This is a genomic window from Xanthomonas sp. CFBP 8445, from assembly GCF_025666235.1.
GTDB classification, from domain to species: Bacteria; Pseudomonadota; Gammaproteobacteria; order Xanthomonadales; family Xanthomonadaceae; genus Xanthomonas_A; species Xanthomonas_A indica.
Genome location: NZ_CP102594.1, coordinates 3,612,876 through 3,632,711 on the forward strand (window position 1 = coordinate 3,612,876; position 19,836 = coordinate 3,632,711).

General features: G+C 69.7%; 21 protein-coding genes and 1 tRNA gene. 6 read left to right on the forward strand and 16 right to left on the reverse strand.

What is annotated here, in order from left to right:
• The first annotated feature begins 6 nt into the window (after positions 1–6).
• Positions 7–1,431 (forward strand): Y-family DNA polymerase, encoded by a 1,425-nt coding sequence (locus NUG21_RS15365; RefSeq protein WP_263391324.1) that lies wholly within the window; start codon positions 7–9, stop codon positions 1,429–1,431.
• On the forward strand, positions 1,428–4,640 hold the full coding sequence (locus NUG21_RS15370; RefSeq protein ID WP_263391325.1) for an error-prone DNA polymerase: 3,213 nt from the start codon (positions 1,428–1,430) through the stop codon (positions 4,638–4,640). Before NUG21_RS15365 ends, NUG21_RS15370 begins: the two co-directional genes overlap by 4 nt.
• An 87-nt stretch (positions 4,641–4,727) precedes the next feature.
• On the opposite strand, the gene NUG21_RS15375 is transcribed toward NUG21_RS15370, so the two are convergent.
• The gene (locus NUG21_RS15375) at positions 4,728–5,177 is read right to left on the reverse strand and encodes a nuclear transport factor 2 family protein (protein ID WP_263391326.1); all 450 of its coding nucleotides are present in this window, start codon (positions 5,175–5,177) and stop codon (positions 4,728–4,730) included.
• 121 nt (positions 5,178–5,298) lie between these two features.
• Between NUG21_RS15375 and NUG21_RS15380 the strand changes: the two genes are divergently transcribed.
• On the forward strand, positions 5,299–6,024 hold the full coding sequence (locus NUG21_RS15380; RefSeq protein WP_263391327.1) for an ArsR/SmtB family transcription factor: 726 nt from the start codon (positions 5,299–5,301) through the stop codon (positions 6,022–6,024).
• Between the two features lie 87 nt (positions 6,025–6,111).
• Here NUG21_RS15380 and NUG21_RS15385 read toward each other — a convergent pair whose 3' ends face one another.
• Positions 6,112–6,870, reverse strand: a complete 759-nt coding sequence (locus NUG21_RS15385; RefSeq protein WP_263391328.1) for a DNA-formamidopyrimidine glycosylase family protein — start codon at positions 6,868–6,870, stop codon at positions 6,112–6,114.
• Between the two features lie 156 nt (positions 6,871–7,026).
• Between NUG21_RS15385 and NUG21_RS15390 the strand changes: the two genes are divergently transcribed.
• Positions 7,027–7,278, forward strand: a complete 252-nt coding sequence (locus NUG21_RS15390) for a type II toxin-antitoxin system Phd/YefM family antitoxin (protein ID WP_017907919.1) — start codon at positions 7,027–7,029, stop codon at positions 7,276–7,278.
• Positions 7,275–7,532, forward strand: coding sequence for a Txe/YoeB family addiction module toxin (locus NUG21_RS15395; protein ID WP_263391329.1), 258 nt, complete (start codon positions 7,275–7,277; stop codon positions 7,530–7,532). The genes NUG21_RS15390 and NUG21_RS15395 overlap by 4 nt, the downstream gene beginning before the upstream one ends.
• 102 nt (positions 7,533–7,634) lie before the next feature.
• On the opposite strand, the gene NUG21_RS15400 is transcribed toward NUG21_RS15395, so the two are convergent.
• From NUG21_RS15400 to NUG21_RS15465, 14 genes are all read right to left on the reverse strand, one after another.
• Positions 7,635–7,709 (reverse strand) — tRNA-Val (locus NUG21_RS15400).
• A gap of 87 nt (positions 7,710–7,796) precedes the next feature.
• Positions 7,797–8,150 carry a PilZ domain-containing protein gene (locus tag NUG21_RS15405; protein WP_010342469.1) on the reverse strand — a complete coding sequence of 118 codons (354 nt, stop codon included), beginning with the start codon at positions 8,148–8,150 and terminating at the stop codon, positions 7,797–7,799.
• Complete coding sequence (locus NUG21_RS15410) at positions 8,147–9,109, reverse strand: DNA polymerase III subunit delta' (protein ID WP_160946373.1); 963 nt, start codon at positions 9,107–9,109, stop codon at positions 8,147–8,149. The genes NUG21_RS15405 and NUG21_RS15410 overlap by 4 nt, the downstream gene beginning before the upstream one ends.
• Positions 9,106–9,777 (reverse strand): dTMP kinase, encoded by a 672-nt coding sequence (tmk, locus tag NUG21_RS15415; RefSeq protein WP_263391330.1) that lies wholly within the window; start codon positions 9,775–9,777, stop codon positions 9,106–9,108. Before tmk ends, NUG21_RS15410 begins: the two co-directional genes overlap by 4 nt.
• Positions 9,774–10,841: an endolytic transglycosylase MltG gene (mltG, locus tag NUG21_RS15420; protein WP_263391331.1), complete on the reverse strand. Its 1,068-nt coding sequence runs from the start codon at positions 10,839–10,841 to the stop codon at positions 9,774–9,776. The genes tmk and mltG overlap by 4 nt, the downstream gene beginning before the upstream one ends.
• 68 nt (positions 10,842–10,909) lie before the next feature.
• Positions 10,910–12,259, reverse strand: a complete 1,350-nt coding sequence (locus NUG21_RS15425; RefSeq protein WP_263391332.1) for an aminodeoxychorismate synthase component I — start codon at positions 12,257–12,259, stop codon at positions 10,910–10,912.
• Between the two features lie 178 nt (positions 12,260–12,437).
• On the reverse strand, positions 12,438–13,673 hold the full coding sequence (gene fabF / locus NUG21_RS15430; RefSeq protein ID WP_160946377.1) for a beta-ketoacyl-ACP synthase II: 1,236 nt from the start codon (positions 13,671–13,673) through the stop codon (positions 12,438–12,440).
• A 129-nt stretch (positions 13,674–13,802) separates the two neighbouring features.
• Positions 13,803–14,042 carry an acyl carrier protein gene (acpP, locus tag NUG21_RS15435; RefSeq protein ID WP_010342475.1) on the reverse strand — a complete coding sequence of 80 codons (240 nt, stop codon included), beginning with the start codon at positions 14,040–14,042 and terminating at the stop codon, positions 13,803–13,805.
• A 201-nt stretch (positions 14,043–14,243) separates the two neighbouring features.
• On the reverse strand, positions 14,244–14,987 hold the full coding sequence (gene fabG, locus NUG21_RS15440) for a 3-oxoacyl-ACP reductase FabG (protein ID WP_160946378.1): 744 nt from the start codon (positions 14,985–14,987) through the stop codon (positions 14,244–14,246).
• Positions 14,988–15,078: 91 nt separating this feature from the next.
• Positions 15,079–16,023, reverse strand: coding sequence for an ACP S-malonyltransferase (gene fabD / locus NUG21_RS15445; protein ID WP_043092930.1), 945 nt, complete (start codon positions 16,021–16,023; stop codon positions 15,079–15,081).
• 345 nt (positions 16,024–16,368) lie between these two features.
• Entirely contained in the window at positions 16,369–17,157 is a 789-nt protein-coding gene (locus tag NUG21_RS15450; protein WP_263391333.1) for a BUD32 family EKC/KEOPS complex subunit, read from the reverse strand.
• Positions 17,158–17,245: 88 nt separating this feature from the next.
• Positions 17,246–18,229, reverse strand: a complete 984-nt coding sequence (locus tag NUG21_RS15455; RefSeq protein ID WP_263391334.1) for a beta-ketoacyl-ACP synthase III — start codon at positions 18,227–18,229, stop codon at positions 17,246–17,248.
• Between the two features lie 97 nt (positions 18,230–18,326).
• The gene (gene rpmF / locus NUG21_RS15460; RefSeq protein ID WP_010342479.1) at positions 18,327–18,521 is read right to left on the reverse strand and encodes a 50S ribosomal protein L32; all 195 of its coding nucleotides are present in this window, start codon (positions 18,519–18,521) and stop codon (positions 18,327–18,329) included.
• Positions 18,522–18,622: 101 nt separating this feature from the next.
• Positions 18,623–19,132, reverse strand: a complete 510-nt coding sequence (locus tag NUG21_RS15465; protein WP_263391335.1) for a YceD family protein — start codon at positions 19,130–19,132, stop codon at positions 18,623–18,625.
• Between the two features lie 131 nt (positions 19,133–19,263).
• On the opposite strand from NUG21_RS15465, the gene NUG21_RS15470 reads away from it, so the two are divergent.
• On the forward strand, positions 19,264–19,836 hold the full coding sequence (locus NUG21_RS15470; protein WP_263391336.1) for a Maf family nucleotide pyrophosphatase: 573 nt from the start codon (positions 19,264–19,266) through the stop codon (positions 19,834–19,836).

The following is a 19,836-nucleotide window of genomic DNA, read 5'->3' on the forward strand; positions in this document are numbered from 1 at the left end:
GTCATCATGCGCTGGGCCTGCATCCTGTTGCCGCAACTGGCGCTGGACACCGTCCTGCGTCGCTGGCCGTCGCCGGACGAGCCGCTGGCGCTGCTCGACGGCCCGCCGCAGCGGCGCACGCTGAAGGCGGTCAACGCCGCCGCGCGCGCCCGCGGCCTGCGTCCCGGGCAATCGCTGGTGACCGCGCAGGCGCTGTGCGACCGCTTCGCCACCGCCCTGCACGATGCCGAAGAAAGCCGCCGCAGCCAGCAGTTTCTCGCGGCGTGGGCGTACCGCTTCAGTTCGCTGGTCAGCACCGACTACCCCGGCGCGCTGCTGCTGGAGATCGAGGCCAGCCTCGGCCTGTTCGGGCCCTGGCCGCGCTTCGAGGCGCGGCTGCGCGAGGAGCTGACCGCGCTGGGCTTCCGCCACCGCATCGTGGTCGCACCGCATCCGCTGGCCGCGCGTGCGCTGGTCAATGCGCACGACGGCATCGCCTTGCTCGACAACGCCGCACTGCAGCGCGCGCTGGGGCAGTTGCCGATCGCCCGCGCCGGACTGCCGCCAGCCTTGGCCGACGGCTTCGCGCGGATGGGCCTGCGCCGCCTGCAGCAGGTGTTCGCGCTGCCACGCACCGGACTGGCGCGGCGCTATCCGCCCACCCTGCTGCAGCATCTGGACGCGCTGCGCGGGCAGGCGCCGCTGCCGCTGCAGTACTACCTGCCGCCGGACCGCTTCGATGCCCGTGTGGAACTGGGCTATGTGACCGAATCCAACCAGGCGCTGCTGTTCCCGCTGCGCCGCCTGACCCAGGACCTGGCCGCGTTCCTGGCCGGACGCGACGGCGGCGTGCAGCGTTTCCGCCTGCTGCTGGAACACGAGGACCTGGAGCCCAGCGTGGTGCCAGTGGGATTGCTCGCCGCCGAACGCGATGCGGCGATGCTGTTCGAACTGGCGCGCGGACGCCTGCAGCAGGCCAGCGTGCCGGCGCCGGTGCAGGCCCTGCGCCTGTGCGCCGACGAACTGCCGCCGTTCGTGCCGGCCGCGCGCGAACTGTTCGACGAACGCGCGCAGCAGGCGCTGCCGTGGGAGCAACTGCGCGAACGCCTGCGCGCACGCCTGGGCGACGACGCCGTGCATGGCCTGCGCGCGCACGCCGACCATCGCCCGGAACTGGCCTGGCGCGCCGAATCCAGCACGGCGCGCAGCACAGCCACACCCGCCGCCAACGCGCCGCCACGGCCCGGCTGGCTGCTCGCGCGGCCGATCCCACTGCGCGAACGCGCGCCCGAGCGCCTGGCCGGACCGGAACGCATCGAGAGCGGCTGGTGGGACGACGGCGACGTGCGTCGCGACTACTACGTGGTGCGCACCCGCCAGGGCCAGCGCGCCTGGGCCTTTGCTCCGGCCGACGCGCCGGACGCGCTGATGCTGCACGGCTGGTTCGCATGAGCCACACCCCGCCGCACCCGCGCATGCCGCCGCGCCTGCGGCTGCTGCCGACGCCGGCGCCTGCGCAAGCCAGCGCCCCCGCCACCGGCGCGCCACACGCGTCAGCCGACCCCACCCTGCCCGACTACGCCGAACTGCATTGCCTGTCCAACTTCAGCTTCCAGCGCGGCGCCTCGCACCCCTGGGAACTGTGCGAACGCGCGCTGCACCACGGCTACCGTGCCCTGGCGATCACCGACGAATGCAGCCTGGCCGGCATCGTGCGTGCGTGGCAGGCGGCCCGGGACATGGGCCTGCACCTCATCGTCGGCAGCGAGATCCAGTTCGAACACGGGCCCAAGCTGGTGCTGCTGGCCGAGACCCTGCATGGTTACCAGCGCCTGTGCCGGCTGATCACCCTGGCCCGGCGTCGCGCCGACAAGGGCAACTACCGCGCGCTGCGCGAGGATCTCGCAAGCGCGGACGACGGCGCCGACCTGCTGTGCCTATGGCTGCCGCGCGGCGACGGCGACGATGCAGCGGACGGTGCCTGGCTGCAAGCACGTTTCCCGCAGCGGCTATGGCTGGCGGTGGAACTGCTGCGCGGCCCCGACGACGCCGCGCTGCTGCAGGCACGCCTGCAGTTGGCGCATGCGCTGCAGCTACCGGCCGTGGCCAGCGGCGACGTGCACATGCATGCACGCGGCCGCCGCGCGCTGCAGGACACCTTGACCGCGATCCGCCAGCGCCTGCCGCTGCACGAAGCCGGTGCCCACCTGTATCCCAACGGCGAACGCCACCTACGCCCGCGCGCCACGCTGGCGACGCTGTATCCGCCGGAACTGCTGGCCGAAACGGTACGCATCGCGCAGCGCTGCACGTTCAACCTCAGGCACCTGCAGTACGAATACCCCCACGAACTGGTACCGCCCGGGCACACGCCCACGCAATGGCTACGCATCCTCACCGAACGCGGCGCGGCCGAGCGCTGGCCGCACGGCGTGCCGGACAAGGCGCGGCGCCTGATCGAACACGAACTCGGCGTGATCGAGCGGCTGAAGTACGAGTCCTACTTCCTCACCGTCTACGACCTGGTGCGCTTCGCACGCTCGAAGGACATCCTGTGCCAGGGCCGCGGCTCGGCGGCGAACTCGGCCGTGTGCTACGCACTGGGCATCACCGCGATCGATCCGGACCGCATCGGCATGCTGTTCGAGCGCTTCATTTCCGAAGAGCGCAAGGAGCGGCCGGACATCGACATCGATTTCGAGCACGACCGCCGCGAGGAAGTGATCCAGTACATCTTCAGCCACTATGGCCGCGAGCGCGCCGCGCTGGCCGCGGTGGCGATCAGCTACCACACGCGCAGCGCGGTACGCGACGTGGCGCGCGCACTGGGCCTGCCCAGCGACACCGTCGATGCGCTGTCCTCCGCACTGGGCCAGCGCGACCCGGTGGAGTCGGCGCAGGAACTGCTGCGCGAGCGCGGCTTCGATCCGGACACGCCGGTGATGCGCCGGCTGCTGGTGCTCGCCAGCCAACTGATCGGCTTCCCGCGGCACCTGTCGCAGCACCCTGGCGGCTTCGTCATCTCCGAGCATGCGCTGCACACCCTGGTGCCGGTGGAGAACGCGACCATGGTCAATCGCACGGTGATCCAGTGGGACAAGGACGACCTGGAACTGGTCGGGCTGATGAAGGTCGATGTGCTCGCGCTGGGCATGCTCAGCGCGCTGCGGCGCACCCTGGACCTGCTGCGCGCGCACCGCGGCCGCGACTACACGCTCGCCACCATCCCCGCCGAAGACCCGCAGACCTACGCGATGATCCGGCGCGCCGACACCATCGGCGTGTTCCAGATCGAGTCGCGCGCGCAGATGGCGATGCTGCCGCGGCTGCAGCCGCGCGAGTTCTATGATCTGGTCATCCAGGTGGCGATCGTGCGCCCCGGCCCGATCCAGGGCGGCATGGTGCATCCGTATCTACGCAGGCGCAGCGGCGAGGAAGCCACCGACGATCTACCTGAAGAGCTACGCGAGGTATTCAAGCGCACGCTTGGCGTACCACTGTTCCAGGAGCAGGTGATGCAACTCGCGGTAGTCGCCGCCGGCTACACGCCGGGCCAGGCCGATCAGCTGCGACGCTCGATGGCGGCCTGGAAACGCCACGGCGGGCTGGAACCACATCGCGACAAGTTGCTGCAGGGCATGCTGGAGCGCGGCTACAGCGCCGAATTCGCCGCACGCATCTTCGAGCAGATCAAGGGCTTCGGCAGCTACGGGTTCCCCGAAAGCCACGCTGCGAGCTTCGCCCTGCTCACCTACGCCAGTTGCTGGCTCAAGTGCCACGAACCGGCGGCGTTCACCTGCGCGCTGATCAACAGTTGGCCAATGGGGTTCTACAGCCCCGACCAGTTGCTGCAGGACGCGCGCCGCCACGGCCTGCAGGTGCGGCCGGTGGACGTGCGTTACAGCGACTGGGATTGCAGCCTGGAAGCGTACAGCCGCGATCCGCAGGTGCAGCCGGCGATCCGCCTCGGCCTGCGCCTGGTCCGCGGCCTGGCCGAGGAGGCCGCACTGCGCCTGCAGCAGGCGCGCGCGCAGGCGCCGTTCCACGACCTCGCCGACCTGTGCCACCGCGCCGCGCTCGACGACAAGGCCCGCGCTGCGCTCGCCGACGCCGGCGCGTTGAAAGCGCTGGCCGGCCATCGCCACCGCGCCCGCTGGGCCGTGGCCGGCGTCGAGGCGCAGCGCCCGCTGTTCGAAACGCTCGCAGCGACGCCCGAACAGCAGGTCGCGCTGCCGTTGCCCAGCCAGGGCGACGACATCCGTGCCGACTACGCGACGATCGGCACCACCCTGGGCAAGCATCCGCTGACCCTGCTGCGCGCGCAGCTCCGCGCGCGCCGCTACCGCCATTCCGGCGAACTGCGCGCGCTGCCACATGCCAGCGCCGTCGCCATGGCCGGCCTGGTCACCATGCGCCAACGCCCGCAAACCGCCAGCGGCGTCACCTTCGTCACTCTCGAGGACGAGCACGGCCTGGTCAACGTGGTGGTGTGGCGACGCCTGGCCGAACGCCAGCGCCAGGCCCTGCTCGAATCGCGGCTGCTGCTGGTGCGTGGTCGCCTGGAAACCGCCGATGGCGTGCGCCACCTGATCGCCGGCCACCTCGAGGACCTGACGCCCATGCTGCTCGGCCTGGACATCCGTAGCCGGGATTTTCATTGAGGTCGCGGCCAAGGCGGCGTGCCGGATCGAGGCGACGCCTGTGCACGCGCAGCCACGCGCTGCCGCGCGATCGGACCATCTGCAAGCTCAGGACGGCTTACCCAATGCCGCCAGCAGCGTCTGCACGCCTTTCCAGCCCCAGTACACGCGGTGGCAGGCGATCAATCCGGCGGCGTCCAGATCCATCACTTCCACCAGATCGACCTGATCGCCCTGCGGGGTTTCCCGCGGATACTCCCAGACCAATTGCCGCCCCGCGACATGACAGCGGCCGCTGCGATACCAGCGTCCCAGGCCGTTCTCCGGCTGCGCGAAGGACGCGGCGAAGAACGCCGCGATGGCGTCGCGGCCCTGCAGCCGCCCGTGCTGTCGCGTCGCCGACGCCACATAGGCCAACGGCGATTCCAACTGCGCATCCGGCGCATACAGCGCCATCAACGCCGGCAGATCGCGTGCGACCACATGCCGATGCCAGCGTTCGAATACCACGTGGGCATCGCGCTCGGCGGGGTTCGGCGGCGTTTCGTTCGTCTGCATCGGCAGGCTCCGGTGGGAATCCGCGCAGTCTAGGAATCCGCCAGGGACATCGTTTCGATACGCAGCGAAACGTCGCGGCAGGGGCGGTCCTATGATGGCCACGTCCATCGGGAGCGCGGCGATGCATCTGGAACACCCCAAGCTGGCGGCGACCGCCTTTCTGATCGCCGATCCGGCCCGCGCCGCCATGCTGATGGCACTGCTCGATGGACGCGCACTACCGGCCGGTGAACTGGCCTTCGCCGGCGGCGTCACCCCGCAGACCGCGAGCGCGCACCTGGCAAAGCTGCTGGACGGCGGCCTGCTCGCGGTCGAGGTCCAGGGCCGCCACCGCTACTACCGGCTGGCCAGCGCGCACGTCGCCGCCGTGCTCGAGACCCTGGCCACCCTCGCGCCGCCGCAGGCGTCGCGCTGCCGCCGCCCGCACCGCCACGCCCAGACGCTGCGCCTGGCGCGCTGCTGCTACGACCACCTCGCCGGGCGCCTCGGCGTAGCCGTCACCGAGGCACTGGAACAGCGCGCCTGGCTGATCGCCCACGACGACACCACCCGCTACGCCGTCTCCCCCGAAGGCGCGGCATGGTTCACGCGCATGGGCGTGGATCTGCCACAGCTTGCCCAAGGCCGCCGCGCCCTGACCCGGCGCTGCCTGGACTGGACCGAACGCCGCCACCACCTCGCTGGCGCGTTGGGCGCCGCCCTGCTCGACCAGTTATCCGCCCGACACTGGCTGCGCCGCATCGACGGCTCGCGCGCATGCGTCGTGACCGATCTCGGCTGGGCCGGCCTGCTTGCCGAACTGGGTGTTCGCCGGTACGAAGACGAGGCGGTGGCACTGCACTCCTGAAGAAGACAAGCAGCGTGCGGTGTGTAATGAGTGGCAGGGCCTCACCCGCCGCCTGGCGCATCTGAGCCAGGAGGCCGCACCGACCTACTAGGTGTCCGCCGCCTCGTCCAACGCATACCGCTTTTGGCAATACTCGCAGAAGAACGCACGCCGCTGCGCCTTGCCGAGTTGCTTGCGATAAGTGAGCAAATGGCCGTCGCGCGGACACACCGTCTTGGTGTGCACCTGATAGTGCTTCTTCAGCTCGTAGGCTTTCTTCCAGCGGTAGAAATCGAAGCTGTACTCGCACGCCTGCGTCACCAGTTCGCCCAGCTTGCGTGGCGGCAACGCACCGATCTCGCTCTCGGGATGCACGCGGATGCGGTGAAGCACCTCGTTCTTGATGATGTTGCCGACCCCGGCGAACACGTCCTGATCCAGCAAGGCATCGGCGGCAAGCGTCCGCGGCCGTAGCCGCAACTTGCGCCGCGCCTGCGCCGCATCCCAATCGGGATTCATCACGTCCGCGGTCCAGTCGTAGGCCGCATCCAGCGGACCATCGATGAACTTGATCGAACACGCGTAGAAGTTCAGCTCCTCGCCCTTGGCGAAGCCCAGGCTCAAACGCGCCGACGCATCCTTGCGCGCATTGATCCGATAGCTGCCGAACAGCAGGAAATGGATGCGCACACTGAACGCATCGAACTCGATCAGGAAATGCTTGCCCCAACTGCGCAACGACAGGATCTTGCGGTTGCGCATCCGCTCCAGGTCCAGCTTGCTATTGCCGGAGACCCACAACACCTTGCGCCCAACGAACGCAGCGGCTTCTTCCTTGAGGATGACGATCGAAGGACCTTCGGGCATGGCCCCAGTATCGAGCGATGCCGTGAGCGGATCGTGAGCCGATCGCATCCTGGTGCGTCATCGCTCGCTGACTCCACCCAGAATCCAGGCCTCCGGCCAGGGCCGTTGACAGGGAAACGAGCAAGCGTACAATTTATTGTACAACTCGGAGCCATTATGGACACCATCACCTACAGCGCCGCACGTGCCGCTCTTGCGGACACCATGGACCGCGTGGTCAACAACCACGAGCCGGTGATCATCACGCGCAGCCGCGAGCAAGCCGTGGTCATGCTGTCGCTGGAGGACTACAAGGCGATGGAGGAAACCGCCTATCTGCTGCGCAGTCCGAAGAACGCGCAGCGCCTGCTGGAATCCATCGCCCAACTCGAATCCGGTCGCGGCAAGGCACGGGAACTGAGCGAGTGACGCTGCAGTTCTCGGACAACGCCTGGGAGGATTATCTCTACTGGCAACAGGCCGACAAAAAGATGCTCAAGCGCATCAACGACCTGATCAAGGCCATTCAACGCGATCCCTTCCAGGGCATCGGCAAACCCGAACCGCTACGCCATGCACTTGCAGGCTACTGGTCGCGACGCATCAACGACGAACACCGGATCATCTATAAGGTCGAGCATGGCGTCCTGCTGATTGCACAGGTCCGATATCACTACGTGTAACTTCAATGCCTGTGTGAGGCACGCAATTCCTGATAGAACTCCATCTCGCAACTACGAAAAAAGCCGGCACGAGGCCGGCTTTTTCGTTGAAGTTCAAATTCGTGGTGGGCGGTGCAGGGTTCGAACCTGCGACCCTTGCCGTGTGAAGGCAATGCTCTACCGCTGAGCTAACCGCCCGTGTCGCGAGCCGCACATTATAGGGCTGTGGCGCGCGGCGTCAATGGGTCCTGTCGAGGTCGGTGGCGCGGCGTCGCCGCGCAGCCGCTACATGGTCTGGGTGGGCTTGTCGGCGTTGAGGATGCCGGCCAGCTGGGTCTCGATCTTGGTGCGGATGGTCTCGCCTTCGCTGTTGTCGGGCAGTTGCACGCCGATGCCGGCGGCGCGGTTGCCCTGGGCGCCGACCGGGGTCACCCAGATCACCTTGCCGGCCACCGGCAGGCGCTCGCTGGAATCGGGCAGGGTCAGCAGCAGGAACACTTCGTCGCCGAGGAAGTAGCGCTTGGGGGTGGGCACGAAGATGCCGCCGTTCTTCACGAACGGCATGTAGGCGTTGTACAGCGCCGCCTTGTCCTTCACCGCCAGCGACAGGATGCCCTGGCGTCCGCTCATCGCGCTCATCGTTGTGCCCCTCTCCGGGCCGGGCGATCGCCATCGCGCCAGGCCAGCAACAGTTCCGCGATCGCCAGGTCGGCGCGCACGGTGGTGCGCAGCAGATCGCGGGTGCGATTGGCGGCGTCGAACCACGCGGCCAGCTTGTGCAATCGCGCCGGGTCGGTCAAGCCGGCCTGCGAGGCCTGCGCCAGCGCCAGGTCGGCGGCATGGCCCAGGCGCTGCTCGGCGAGGTCGTCGCCGCTCCAGCGCTGCGCGGCCTCCAGCGTGCCGAGCTTGCCGGCGGCGACCTGTTCCAGGTCGGCGGCCACCTGCCGGCGCAGCTTCAATCCGTCCTCGCGCAGCCACTGCGCGGCCAGGCCGGGATGGCCGCGCGCGGCGTCCAGCGCTTCGCGCGCGGTCTTCTCCGGGAAGTCCTGGGCCAGCAGCCAGGCGAGCGCTTCCTCGGCCGGCGGCAGCTTGAACTCCAGGCGCTGGCAACGGCTGCGGATGGTCGCCGGCAGGCGCGCGGGCTGCGCGCTGATCAGCCACAGGTAGCGGCCGGGCTGCGGCTCTTCCAGGGTCTTCAGCAGCGCGTTGCAGGCGGCACGGTTGATCGCGTCGGCCGGGTCCACCACCACCACCTGGGCCACGCCGTACTGCGGGGTCAGCGCCAGCTTCTGCGAGATCTCGCGCACCTGTTCGATGACGATCTCGGTGCGCAGCTTGTCGCCGGTACGGTTGGGAATGAACGAGATCAGCTGCAGGTCGGGATGGGTGCCGGCGGCGATCAACTGCGCGCTGCGCAGGGCCGCGGCCGGCTCGCCCTGGCCCAGCACGTGCGCGGCCAGCTTCAGCGCCACCGCACGCTTGCCCAGGCCTTCCGGCCCGCAGATCAGCAGGCCGTGGCCGAGGCGGCCGGCGTCGAGCGCGGCCACGGTCTGGTCGTAGGCGCGCTGCTGCCACGGCGCGAACGGCACATCGCTCATGGCGTCGGCTCCTGTTGCTGCTGCAGCCACGCCGCCAGCGCGGCGGCCACCGCATGCGCCACCGCCTGCGGCGGCTGGCTGGCGTCGACGACGCGGAAGCGTTGCGGGTCCTGCGCGGCGCGCTGGCGGAAGCCGGCACGCACGCGCTGGAAGAAATCGTCCTGCTCGCTCTCGATCCGGTCCGGCCACAGGTCGCGGCCGCTGGTGCGGGCGCGGCCGATCTGCACGTCCAGGTCCAGCAGCAGGGTCAGGCCAGGCTGCAGGCCGACCGCGCGGCGCTCCAGGTCGGCGATCCAGGCGCGGTCCAGGCCGCGGCCTTCGCCTTGGTAGGCATAGCTGGAATCGGTGAAGCGGTCGCTGACCACGTAGGCGCCGCGCTGCAGCGCCGGGCGGATCACCTCGCGCACGTGCTGCGCGCGCGCGGCGAACACCAGCAGCAGTTCGGTCTCGGCGGCCAGCGGCTCGACGACCTCGCCGGGCGTCTTGTCCAGCAGCAGCCCGCGGATGCGTTCGGCCAGCGGCGTGCCGCCCGGTTCGCGGGTCAGCACCACCTCGTGGCCCTGCGCCTGCAGCCAGTCGCGGATCGCGTTGATCGCGGTGGTCTTGCCGGCGCCCTCGCCGCCTTCCAGGCTGACGAAGCGATGGTGGCGCAGCACGGCCTCGCTCATGGCGACACCGCCGCGTCGTTGCGCGCCTGGCGCAGGCGCTGCAGGTAGCGCGCCACCGCCGCGTTGTGCTCGGCGTAGTTGGAGGAAAACGCATGCGCGCCGCTGCCGTCGCCGATGGCCACGAAGTACAGGCTGTCGCCGGGCGCCGGGTTGGTGGCGGCACGCAGCGCCTCGCGCCCGGGCATGGCGATCGGGGTCGGGGTCAGGCCGGTGCGGGTGTAGGTGTTGTACGGCGTATCGGTCTCCAGGTCGCGCTTGCGGATGTTGCCGTCGTAGGCGCTGCCGATGCCGTAGATCACGGTCGGGTCGGTCTGCAGTTTCATGCCCAGTTGCAGGCGGCGCACGAACACGCCGGCGATCTGCGGGCGCTCGGCGGCCAGGCCGGTCTCCTTCTCGACGATCGAGGCCAGGATCAGCGCCTGCTCCGGCGACTGCAGCGGCAGGTCCTTGGTGCGCGCGTCCCAGGCGTCGGCCAGCGCCTTGTCCATCGCCGCATGCGCGCGGCGCAGCAGCTGCAGGTCGGTGTCGCCGCGCTGGTAGAGATAGGTCTCGGGCAGGAAGCGGCCTTCCGGGTGCTGGCCGGGCTGGCCGAGCTTGGCCATCAGTTCGCTGTCGCTGAGGTCGGCGGTGGTATGCACCAGCGGCGTGGCCGCGTTCAAGGCGCTGCGCAGTTGGCGCACGTTCCAGCCTTCGACGATGGTGAAGCGGTACTGGATCACCTGGCCCTTGCGCATGCGCAGCAGCAGCTCGCGCGGGCTCAGCGCCGGCTGCAGCGCGTACTCGCCGAACTTGAGCTTGCCGGCCACGCCCAGTTCGCGCGCCAGCACCTGCCATTGCAGGTCGCTGCCCTGGGTCACGCCCGCGGCACGCAGCTTGCGCAGCACGCCGTTGAGCGAGGCGCCGCGCGCCACTTCCACGCTGGGCTGGGTCGCCCGCAGCGGCTGCTCGGCGAAGGCGCGATAACTGTGCCACCACCAGGCGCCGGCCGCGGCCAACAGCAGTGCCAGCACCAGCAATGTTCCCAGCAGGGTCAGACACCCGCGTTTAGCCCAAGCCACGGCCACCTCGAAACGACGTCAATGGCGTGCAGGATACCGCGCGGCCGGCGCCGCCCGGTATCGCGTCGCCCCGCTCACGGCTCCAGCGCGCGCAGCAGGCCGCGCGCCTTGGCCCGGGTCTCGTCGAGTTCGCGCGCCGGGTCCGAATCGAACACGATGCCGGCGCCGGTACGGAAATGCACGCGCGCGCCGTCCACCTCGGCGGTACGAATCAGGATGTTCAGGTCCATGTCGCCGTCGCGGTTGAGCCAGCCGAACGCGCCGGTGTAGGCGCCACGCGGGGTCTGCTCCAGCTCGGCGATGATCTGCATGCAGCGCACCTTGGGACAGCCGGTGATGGTGCCGCCGGGGAAGGTGGCGCGGATCGTCTCGCCGGGCGTGGTGCCCGCGCGCAGCCGGCCGCGCACGTTGCTGACGATGTGGTGCACGTGGGCGTAGCTCTCCACGGTCATCAGTTCGTCGACCTCGACGCTGCCCGGCGCGCAGATCCGCCCCAGGTCGTTGCGCTCTAGGTCGATCAGCATCACATGCTCGGCGCGCTCCTTGGGATGCCCCACCAGTTCGCGGATGCGCGCTGCCTCGTCATCGCCCGGCGCGCGTGCACGGGTGCCGGCGATCGGCCGGGTCTCGACCACGTCGCCGCGTACCGACACCAGCCGTTCCGGCGAGGAACTGACCACGGCACGGCCGTGGCCGACGAACAGGCCGGCGAACGGCGCCGGGTTGGCGCGGCGCAGCTGCGCGTACAGCGTGTCCGGCGCCAGCGGCGCGGCGAAGCGCGCCGACCAGCGCCGCGACAGGTTGACCTGGAACACGTCGCCGGCGCGCAGGTAGTCGAGGATGCGGCGCACGCCGTCGACGAAGCGCTGCGGCGGGTCTTCTTCGATGGCCAGCGGCGCCTGCCAGGCCGGCGCCGGCGCCGCCGCGGGCAGCGCCTGCAGATCGGCGAGCACGGCCTCCAGCAGCGCCGCATGCGCGGGCTCGGCCAGCGCCACGCAGTCGCCGCTTACATGGTCGCGCAGCAGTGCGGCAGGACAGCGCAAGGCCAGCGCCACAGGCGTGGTCGCCGCGGAGGGCGGCAGTTGCAACACCGGCTCCACCTGCGCGGCCAGTTCGTAATCCAGCAGCAGCGCCCAGCCGCCGCGGAACGGCCAGCGCGGTTCGTCGCGTTCGCAGCGTTCGGCCCGCCAGCGCGCGTCCAGCGCATCGAGGAAATCGCCGGCGACCACCGCGCCCCCCAGCGCGCGGGTGACCCCATCGGGATCCAGCCGCAAGCCCTGCCCGTCGGCGACCAGCAACAGATCCCAGCGCCCTTGCGCTGTCCCCGAGGCCGCCGATTCCAGCAGCACCGGATACCGCTGCGGCGCCAGGCGATGCAGCGCCAGCAGATCGACCTCGGCCGGCAAGGGAACGGTACGCAGCATCGAAGATCCGCTGGAAGAATGAAAACGTGAGGCGGCAGAAGCGCCGCCAGGCGATGCGGCGCCGGAGAATCGCAGCGCGGACATGCCGCGCATCCGTGTCAGGGAGAAAAGCGCGACATCAATCAGGCACCGGCTTTACCCAATCCCGAATCCCGACTCCCAAGGGGGCTACGCCCCCTCAGACCCGCTTGAACACCAAGGTGCCATTGGTCCCGCCGAAGCCGAACCCATTGGACATCGCCACGTCGATCTTCTTCTCGCGCGCCACGTTCGGCACGTAGTCCAGATCGCAGCCTTCGCCCGGCTCGTGCAGGTTGATGGTCGGCGGAATGATGCCGGCATGGATCGCCATCACCGAGAAGATCGCTTCGGCACCGCCGGCGGCGCCGAGCAGGTGGCCGGTCATCGACTTGGTCGAGCTGACCATGGTCTTGTAGGCGTGATCGCCGAGCGCGCGCTTCATCGCCAGGGTCTCGGCCAGGTCGCCCAGCGGCGTGGAGGTGCCGTGCGCGTTGAGGTAGTCGACCTGGTCCGGGTTGAGCTTGGCGTCCTTCATCGCCGCCACCATGCTGCGCGCGGCGCCTTCGCCGTCCTCGCTCGGGGCGGTCATGTGGAAGGCGTCGGAGCTGGCGCCGAAACCGACCAGCTCGGCGTAGATGCGCGCGCCGCGCGCCTTGGCGTGTTCGTACTCTTCCAGCACCAGCACGCCGGCGCCGTCGCCGAGCACGAAACCGTCGCGCTCCTTGTCCCACGGGCGCGAGGCGGCGGCGGGATCGTCGTTGCGGGTGGACATCGCCTTCATCGAGCAGAAGCCGCCCACCGAGGTCGGCGAGGAGCCGCGCTCGGCGCCGCCGGCCAGCATCACGTCGGCGTCGCCGTGCTGGATCATGCGCATCGCGGTGCCGATGGAATGGTTGGAGGTGGCGCAGGCCGAGACCGCGGAGAAGGTCGGCCCCTTCAGCCCTTTGATCAGGCTCACCTGGCCCGGCAGCATGTTGATGATGGTGCTGGGCACGTAGAACGGCGAGATCTTGCGCGCGCCGCCCTCGTGGAATTTGACGGTCTGCTCCTCGATGCCGAGCAGCCCACCGATGCCGGAGCCGAGGATCGCGCCGATGCGCTCGGCATTGGCCTCGGTGATCTCCAGACCGGAATCGTCCAGTGCCATGAACGAGGCACCGACGCCGTAATGGATGAACGAATCCATCTTGCGCGCGTCCTTGGACGAGATGAATTTGGTCGGATCGAAATCCTTGATCTCGCCGGCGATCTTGGTGGTGAACTGAGACGCATCGATCTGGGTGATCGGGCCGATGCCGGAGCGTCCGTTGACGATCCCTTCCCAACTGCTGGCCAGGTCATTGCCCAACGGCGACACCAGGCCCATGCCGGTTACGACGACACGACGGCTCATTGCGAAATCTCCTCACCGCGATGCGCGCGGCCTTGACGCTGTAAAAACACAGGGCCGCATGCGCGGCCCCATGGGATTGTCACGCGCATCGGGCCCACGCAGGCGCCGATGGCGATCGAGGACGCAGCATCAGCTCTTGACGTGCGCCTTGACGTAGTCGATGGCCTGCTGCACCGAGGTGATCTTCTCGGCTTCTTCGTCCGGAATTTCGCACTCGAACTCTTCTTCCAGGGCCATCACCAGCTCGACGGTGTCCAGCGAGTCGGCACCCAGGTCATCGACGAACGATGCGTTGTTGGTGACTTCTTCTTCCTTGACGCCGAGCTGTTCGACGACGATTTTCTTGACGCGTTCTTCGATGGTGCTCATTGGGATATCGCTCCAGATGGAGTAGTGGTGGTTCGAGTTGAGGATCCCGCACATGGATGCGCGGTACTCCTGAGGGACTCACAAAACGCCATCGGGCTGCGATGGCCGCGTTGGATAGTGTAGTGGAAACCGACTGGCCCTTGCAGCGCTGCACAAATGCCGGCCGATCAGCCACTTAGGCGCGTCCGCTGCGCCGCAGGCTCACGGCATGTACATCCCGCCGTTCACGTGCAGGGTTTCGCCGGTGATGTAGCCGGCGCCGGGGCCGGCCAGGAACGCGACCGCATGGGCGATGTCCGACGGCTGGCCGAACTGCCCGAGTGCGATCTGCTGCATCAGCGCGGCGCGCTGCGCCTCCGGCAAGGCCTTGGTCATGTCGGTATCGATGAAGCCCGGCGCCACCACGTTGACGGTGATGCCGCGCGAACCGATCTCCTTGGCCATCGACTTGGAGAAGGCGATGATGCCGGCCTTGGCCGCGGCGTAGTTGGTCTGGCCCGGGTTGCCGGTCACGCCGACCACCGAGGCGATGTTGACGATGCGGCCCTTGCGCGCCTTCATCATGCCGCGCAGCACCGCCTTGGAGGTGCGGAACACGCTGGTCAGGTTGGTGTCGATGATCGCCTGCCAGTCGTCGTCCTTCATCCGCATCAGCAGGTTGTCGCGGGTGATGCCGGCGTTGTTGACCAGGATCGAGACCGGGCCGAATTCCTTGGCGATCGCCTCGATCAGCGCCTCGACCGCGGCGCCGTCGGTGACGTCCAGCGCACGGCCCTGGCCGCCGTGGCCGGCCAGGCGCGCGCCGATCGCCTGCGCGCCGGCGTCGGAGGTGGCGGTGCCGATGACGGTGGCGCCCTGCGCGGCCAGTTCGTCGGCGATGGCGGCGCCGATCCCGCGGCTGGCGCCGGTGACCAGCGCGATCTCGCCCTGCAATGGCTTGCTCATCTGCGTTTCCTTGGAGACGGACGGCGCATGGCGCCGGGGAAGGAGAAGGAGGCCGGCGCGGGCGAAACACGCACCGCGCTGCGACCGGCGATCAGGAGGCCCAGGCCTCGCGCGCGCCGGCGAACTCGGCGGGCGTGCCCAGGGCGCGGCCGTCGAGCGACTTGTCGATGCGCTTGACCAGCCCGGTCAGCACCTTGCCCGGGCCGCACTCGGCCAGGCGGGTGGCGCCGCCGGCGGCCAGCGCCTGCACGCAGCCGGTCCAGCGCACCGGCAGGTACAACTGCTCGACCAGCGCCTGGCGGATCGCCTCGACGCCCTCGTGCACCTGCGCATCGGCGTTCTGCACCACCGGCAGCTGCGGCGCCTGCCAGGCCAGCCCGCGCATCGCCTCGGCCAGACGGTTGGCCGCCTCGCGCATCAGCGGGGTGTGCGAAGGCACGCTGACCGCCAGCTTCACCGCCTTGCGCACGCCACGCTCGGCCAGCAACGCCAGCGCGCGGTCGACCGCCGCGGCATCGCCGCCGATCACCACCTGCCCCGGCGAGTTGTAGTTGGCCGGCACCACCACCTGGCTGCCCGCGGCCTGCGCGCAGACCTCTTCGACCAGCGCGTCCTCGGCGCCGAGCACGGCGGCCATCGCGCCCACGCCGGCCGGCGCGGCGTCCTGCATCAGTTGCCCGCGCAGCCGCACCAGGTGCGCGCCGTCGTGCAGCGACAAGGCACCGGCGGCGACCAGCGCGCTGTACTCGCCCAGGCTGTGCCCGGCCAGCTGCGCCGGACGCGCCCCGCCCTCGGCCAGCCACAGCCGCCACAGCGCCACGCTCGCGGCCAGCAGCGCCGGCTGGGTGTACTCGGTGCGGTTGAGCATCTCTTCCGGGCCGCCCTGGCTCAGCGCCCACAGATCCACGCCGGCGCCCTCGGAGGCTTCGGCGAAGCTGTCGCGCAGCTGCGGATGCAATTCGGCCAGTTCGGCCAGCATGCCCAGCGATTGCGAACCCTGGCCGGGGAAGACGAAGGCGAGTGTGGAATCGGTCACGCGGTTGGCCCTGCGAAAATCGAGCGGGGATGATACGGGCGAAACCGGCCGGGCGTCTGTACCCGGGCGTATGTGAAGACCTCCCGCGCTGCACGCCAGCGGGCGATCGCTCCGGGAGTCGCCCGCGCGGCGCATGCCGGGCGCGCGCTTTGGACGGCACGGTCGCCCCATGCAGACCGCGTTGCCACCGATGGCCAGCCGCATCGCCCTCGGCCACCCTGCAGCGACCTGCCGCACGTGCTGCGGCCGTTGCCGCAAACTGTCAGGTGCGTGCGCCGCACGTGCCACCACGCCCGCGCACCACGCCCGTGCCTTGCGCCACGAAGCAGCGCGCCGCTCGGCACGCTAGAGCAGCCACTGCAGCAGGTCGAGATCGCCGTCGCTGCACCAATCCGCCAGCACTGCCAGGGCCACCCCCACGCGCGCCACGCTGGCCGCATGCAGCACCAGGATCGCGTGCGCCAGCGCGCGTGCCGACCGCCCGCAGCGCGCCGCAGCCCGCGCCAGCCGCTGCAGGCGTGTGGTCACCTGGTGGGTCTGGTCGCGCACCGGCGCACGCGCATCGCACAACGCGGCCCGCATCAGGCCGGCCAGCGCCTGCGGTCGGGTGTCGTAGTACTTGGCCACGCCGTAGCCGAACAGCAACCAATCGCGGGCCTGCGCCTGTTCCAGCGTCATCACTTCCAGCGGGTCTTCCTCGAAATCCAGGAAGCCCACGCAGGCGCCGTCGTAGGTCATGTTGCGCGGCAACGGCTGGCCCAGGTAGGCACCCCGGCGGTGTGCGGCAGCGATCGCCGCCACGGCGGCGGCGACCAAGGCGTCCAGCCGTCGCGGCGCGTGCTGCGCCTGGCGCAGGCAGTGCGCCAGCGATTGCCCGTTGTCGCTGATGACCAGCGCGGCATGCCCGCCACCGAGCACGTCCGGCACATGCACCGCCTGCCCGCGCAACTCGGCCAGGCGCCGCGCCTCGACCTGCCGCGCACGCTCGCCACCATGGTGCGGCGGCGGCCGCAAGGGATGCAGATGCAGGCAACGCGCGACCAGGCGCAATGCCGCCAACGCCAGCCGCCGCGACTGCATGCCGTACTGTTTGAGCCAGACGCGCTGGCCGTCGATGAGGATGGGCTCGGCCATCGCATCGCTCCTTGGATCGTGCGACGGCGCACCGTCATCGGTGTGCCGTCGCGTGCGCGGCGCCATCGGCGCCGGGCACAGGGGCCTCTCAGTAGCGCAGCAGCGCCGAGCCCCAGGTGAAGCCGCCGCCGAAGGCTTCCAGCAGCAGCAGTTGGCCGCGCTGCACGCGGCCCGAGCGCACCGCCACGTCCAGCGCCATCGGCACCGAGGCGGAGGAGGTGTTGCCGTGGATGTCCACCGTCACCACCACCTGCTCCATCGGCAGGTCCAGACGCTTGGCGGTGGCTTCGATGATGCGCAGGTTGGCCTGGTGCGGGATCAGCCAGTCCAGGTCGTGCTTGTCCAGGCCGTTGGCCTCGAGGGTCTCGTCGACCACCGCGTCCAGCGCCTTGACCGCGTACTTGAACACCTCGCTGCCCTTCATCTGGATGCCGCCGGCGGCCGGGTCGCCGGTGCCGTCGCCCAGGCCGGTGGCGATGCCGACCGGATTCCACAGCAGTTCCTTCTTGCTGCCGTCGGCATGCAGATGGGTGCTGAGGATGCCGGTGTCTTCGTCGGCGCGCAGGACCACCGCGCCGGCGCCGTCGCCGAACAGCACGCAGGTGGTGCGCTCGGTCCAGTCGACGATGCGGCTGAGGGTTTCGGTGCCGATCACCAGCACGGCCTTGGCGTCGCCGCTGCGGATGAACTTGTCGGCCACGCTGAGCGCGTAGACGAAGCCGGAGCAGGCCGCGTTGACGTCCAGCGCCGGGCAGCCGACCACGCCGAGGCGCGCCTGGATCAGGCAGGCGGTGGACGGGAAGATCAGATCCGGGGTGGTGGTGCCGACCACGATCATGTCGAGTTCGGCGGCATCGATGCCGGCCGCTTCGATCGCCTTCAGCGCGGCCTCGTAGCCCAGGTCGCCGGCGGTCTGGCCGGCCGCGGCGATGTGCCGCTCGCGGATGCCGGTACGGCTGCGGATCCATTCGTCGCTGGTGTCGACCATCTGCGACAGATCGTCGTTGGTCAACACCTTTTCAGGCAAATAGCTGCCGGTGCCCGCGATCCTGGAATAGATCCGCTTGCTCATGCTGGTTCCTGTTGCCTGTTACGCAGGCCGCCCCGGTGCGGCGCGGCCTGTGAAGATGGGTGACTCCGTCCGCCGCAGCGCGGTGGACGGGCACGGATCAATCTTCTTCGACCTGCGCGGTCTTGGTGGCGATCACCTTCTTGCCACGGTAGTAACCGTCGGCGGTGACGTGGTGGCGCAGGTGGATCTCGCCGCTGGTCGGATCGGTCGACAGCTGCTTGGCGCTGAGGGCGTCATGCGAACGGCGCTGGCCGCGGCGGGACGGGGTGACACGGGATTTCTGCACAGCCATGGGATTGCTCCAAACTCGGTTCGTTTACATCTGTCGTCATTACGTCGCGCAGGACGCGCGCGTCCGGCAACAACCTCAGGCAGCGGCAGGCGGACCGACCGCTACTGTTTCTTCAGCGCCGCCAACGCCGCGAACGGGTTGACCTTGCTCGTTTCTTCCTCGGTCGCCGGCCAGTCGCGATCGACCGCCTCGCTTCCGGGCGCCACCGGCACCAGCGGCACCGCCAGCACCAGCTCGTCCTCGACCAGATCGGCCGGCCGCAGCATGCCGTCTTCCGGCACCGGCAAGGCCTCGTGATCCGGCGGCAGCGCGGCTTCTTCTTCCTCGCTGCGGATCAGCCCCAGCCGCTGTACGCTCGACACCGGCAGCAGGAAGCGCTGCAGGCTGCGCTGGCAGATCAGCGGCAGCTCGGTTTCGATCTTCAGTTCGACATAGGACACTTGCAGTACAGCGTCGCGGCCGAATTCCAGCGTGTAGCGGCATTCGCCTTCGGTGTCGGCCAGGCTGCCTTGCAGACGGGTCATCGCCGAGAGCGGCAGGCGGTCTTCGAAGACCCTGCGCGCTGCGACCATCCGCCAGGCATCCAACAGTTCGGGCACGTTCGCGGACATAAGCCGCAGAATGTTAAGGACTACAGGCGCCCCTGTCAAACCGCCCCAACCGGTCCCGGGTTGGCTTGCCGGTCCGCGCCGGCCGCCGCAGACTGCCGGCCCCGGCCCGCCGCCGCCCTGCCCCACCGCCGATGCCGCTACTGATCCTGGCTTCCACCTCCGCCTACCGCCGCGAACTGCTGCAGCGGCTGCGCCTGCCCTTCGAGTGCGTGCGCCCCCAGGTCGACGAGACCCCGTTGCCCGGCGAAGCGCCGCTGGCGCTGGCGCAGCGGCTGGCGGCAGCCAAGGCCGCGGCGGTCGCGGCCAGCATGCCGGAGGCCTGGGTGATCGGCTCGGACCAGGTCGCCGAACTGGATGGCCGACCGCTGGGCAAGCCCGGCGAGGTGGCCGCGGCGCATGCGCAGCTGGCGGCCATGTCCGGGCGCAGCGTGCGTTTCCACACCGCCGTATGCCTGCAACGCGGCACGCGCACGCTGCAGGCCTGCGACCTCACCGAGGTCCAGTTCCGCGACCTGCAGCCCGACGCCATCGCCCGCTACGTCGCCGCCGAACAGCCGCTGGATTGCGCCGGCAGCTTCAAGTGCGAAGGCCTGGGCATCAGCCTGTTCCACGCGATCCGCAACCAGGACCCGACCGCGCTGATCGGCCTGCCGCTGATCGCACTGTCCGAGCTGCTGCGCGAGGCCGGCTACCTCCTTCCCTAG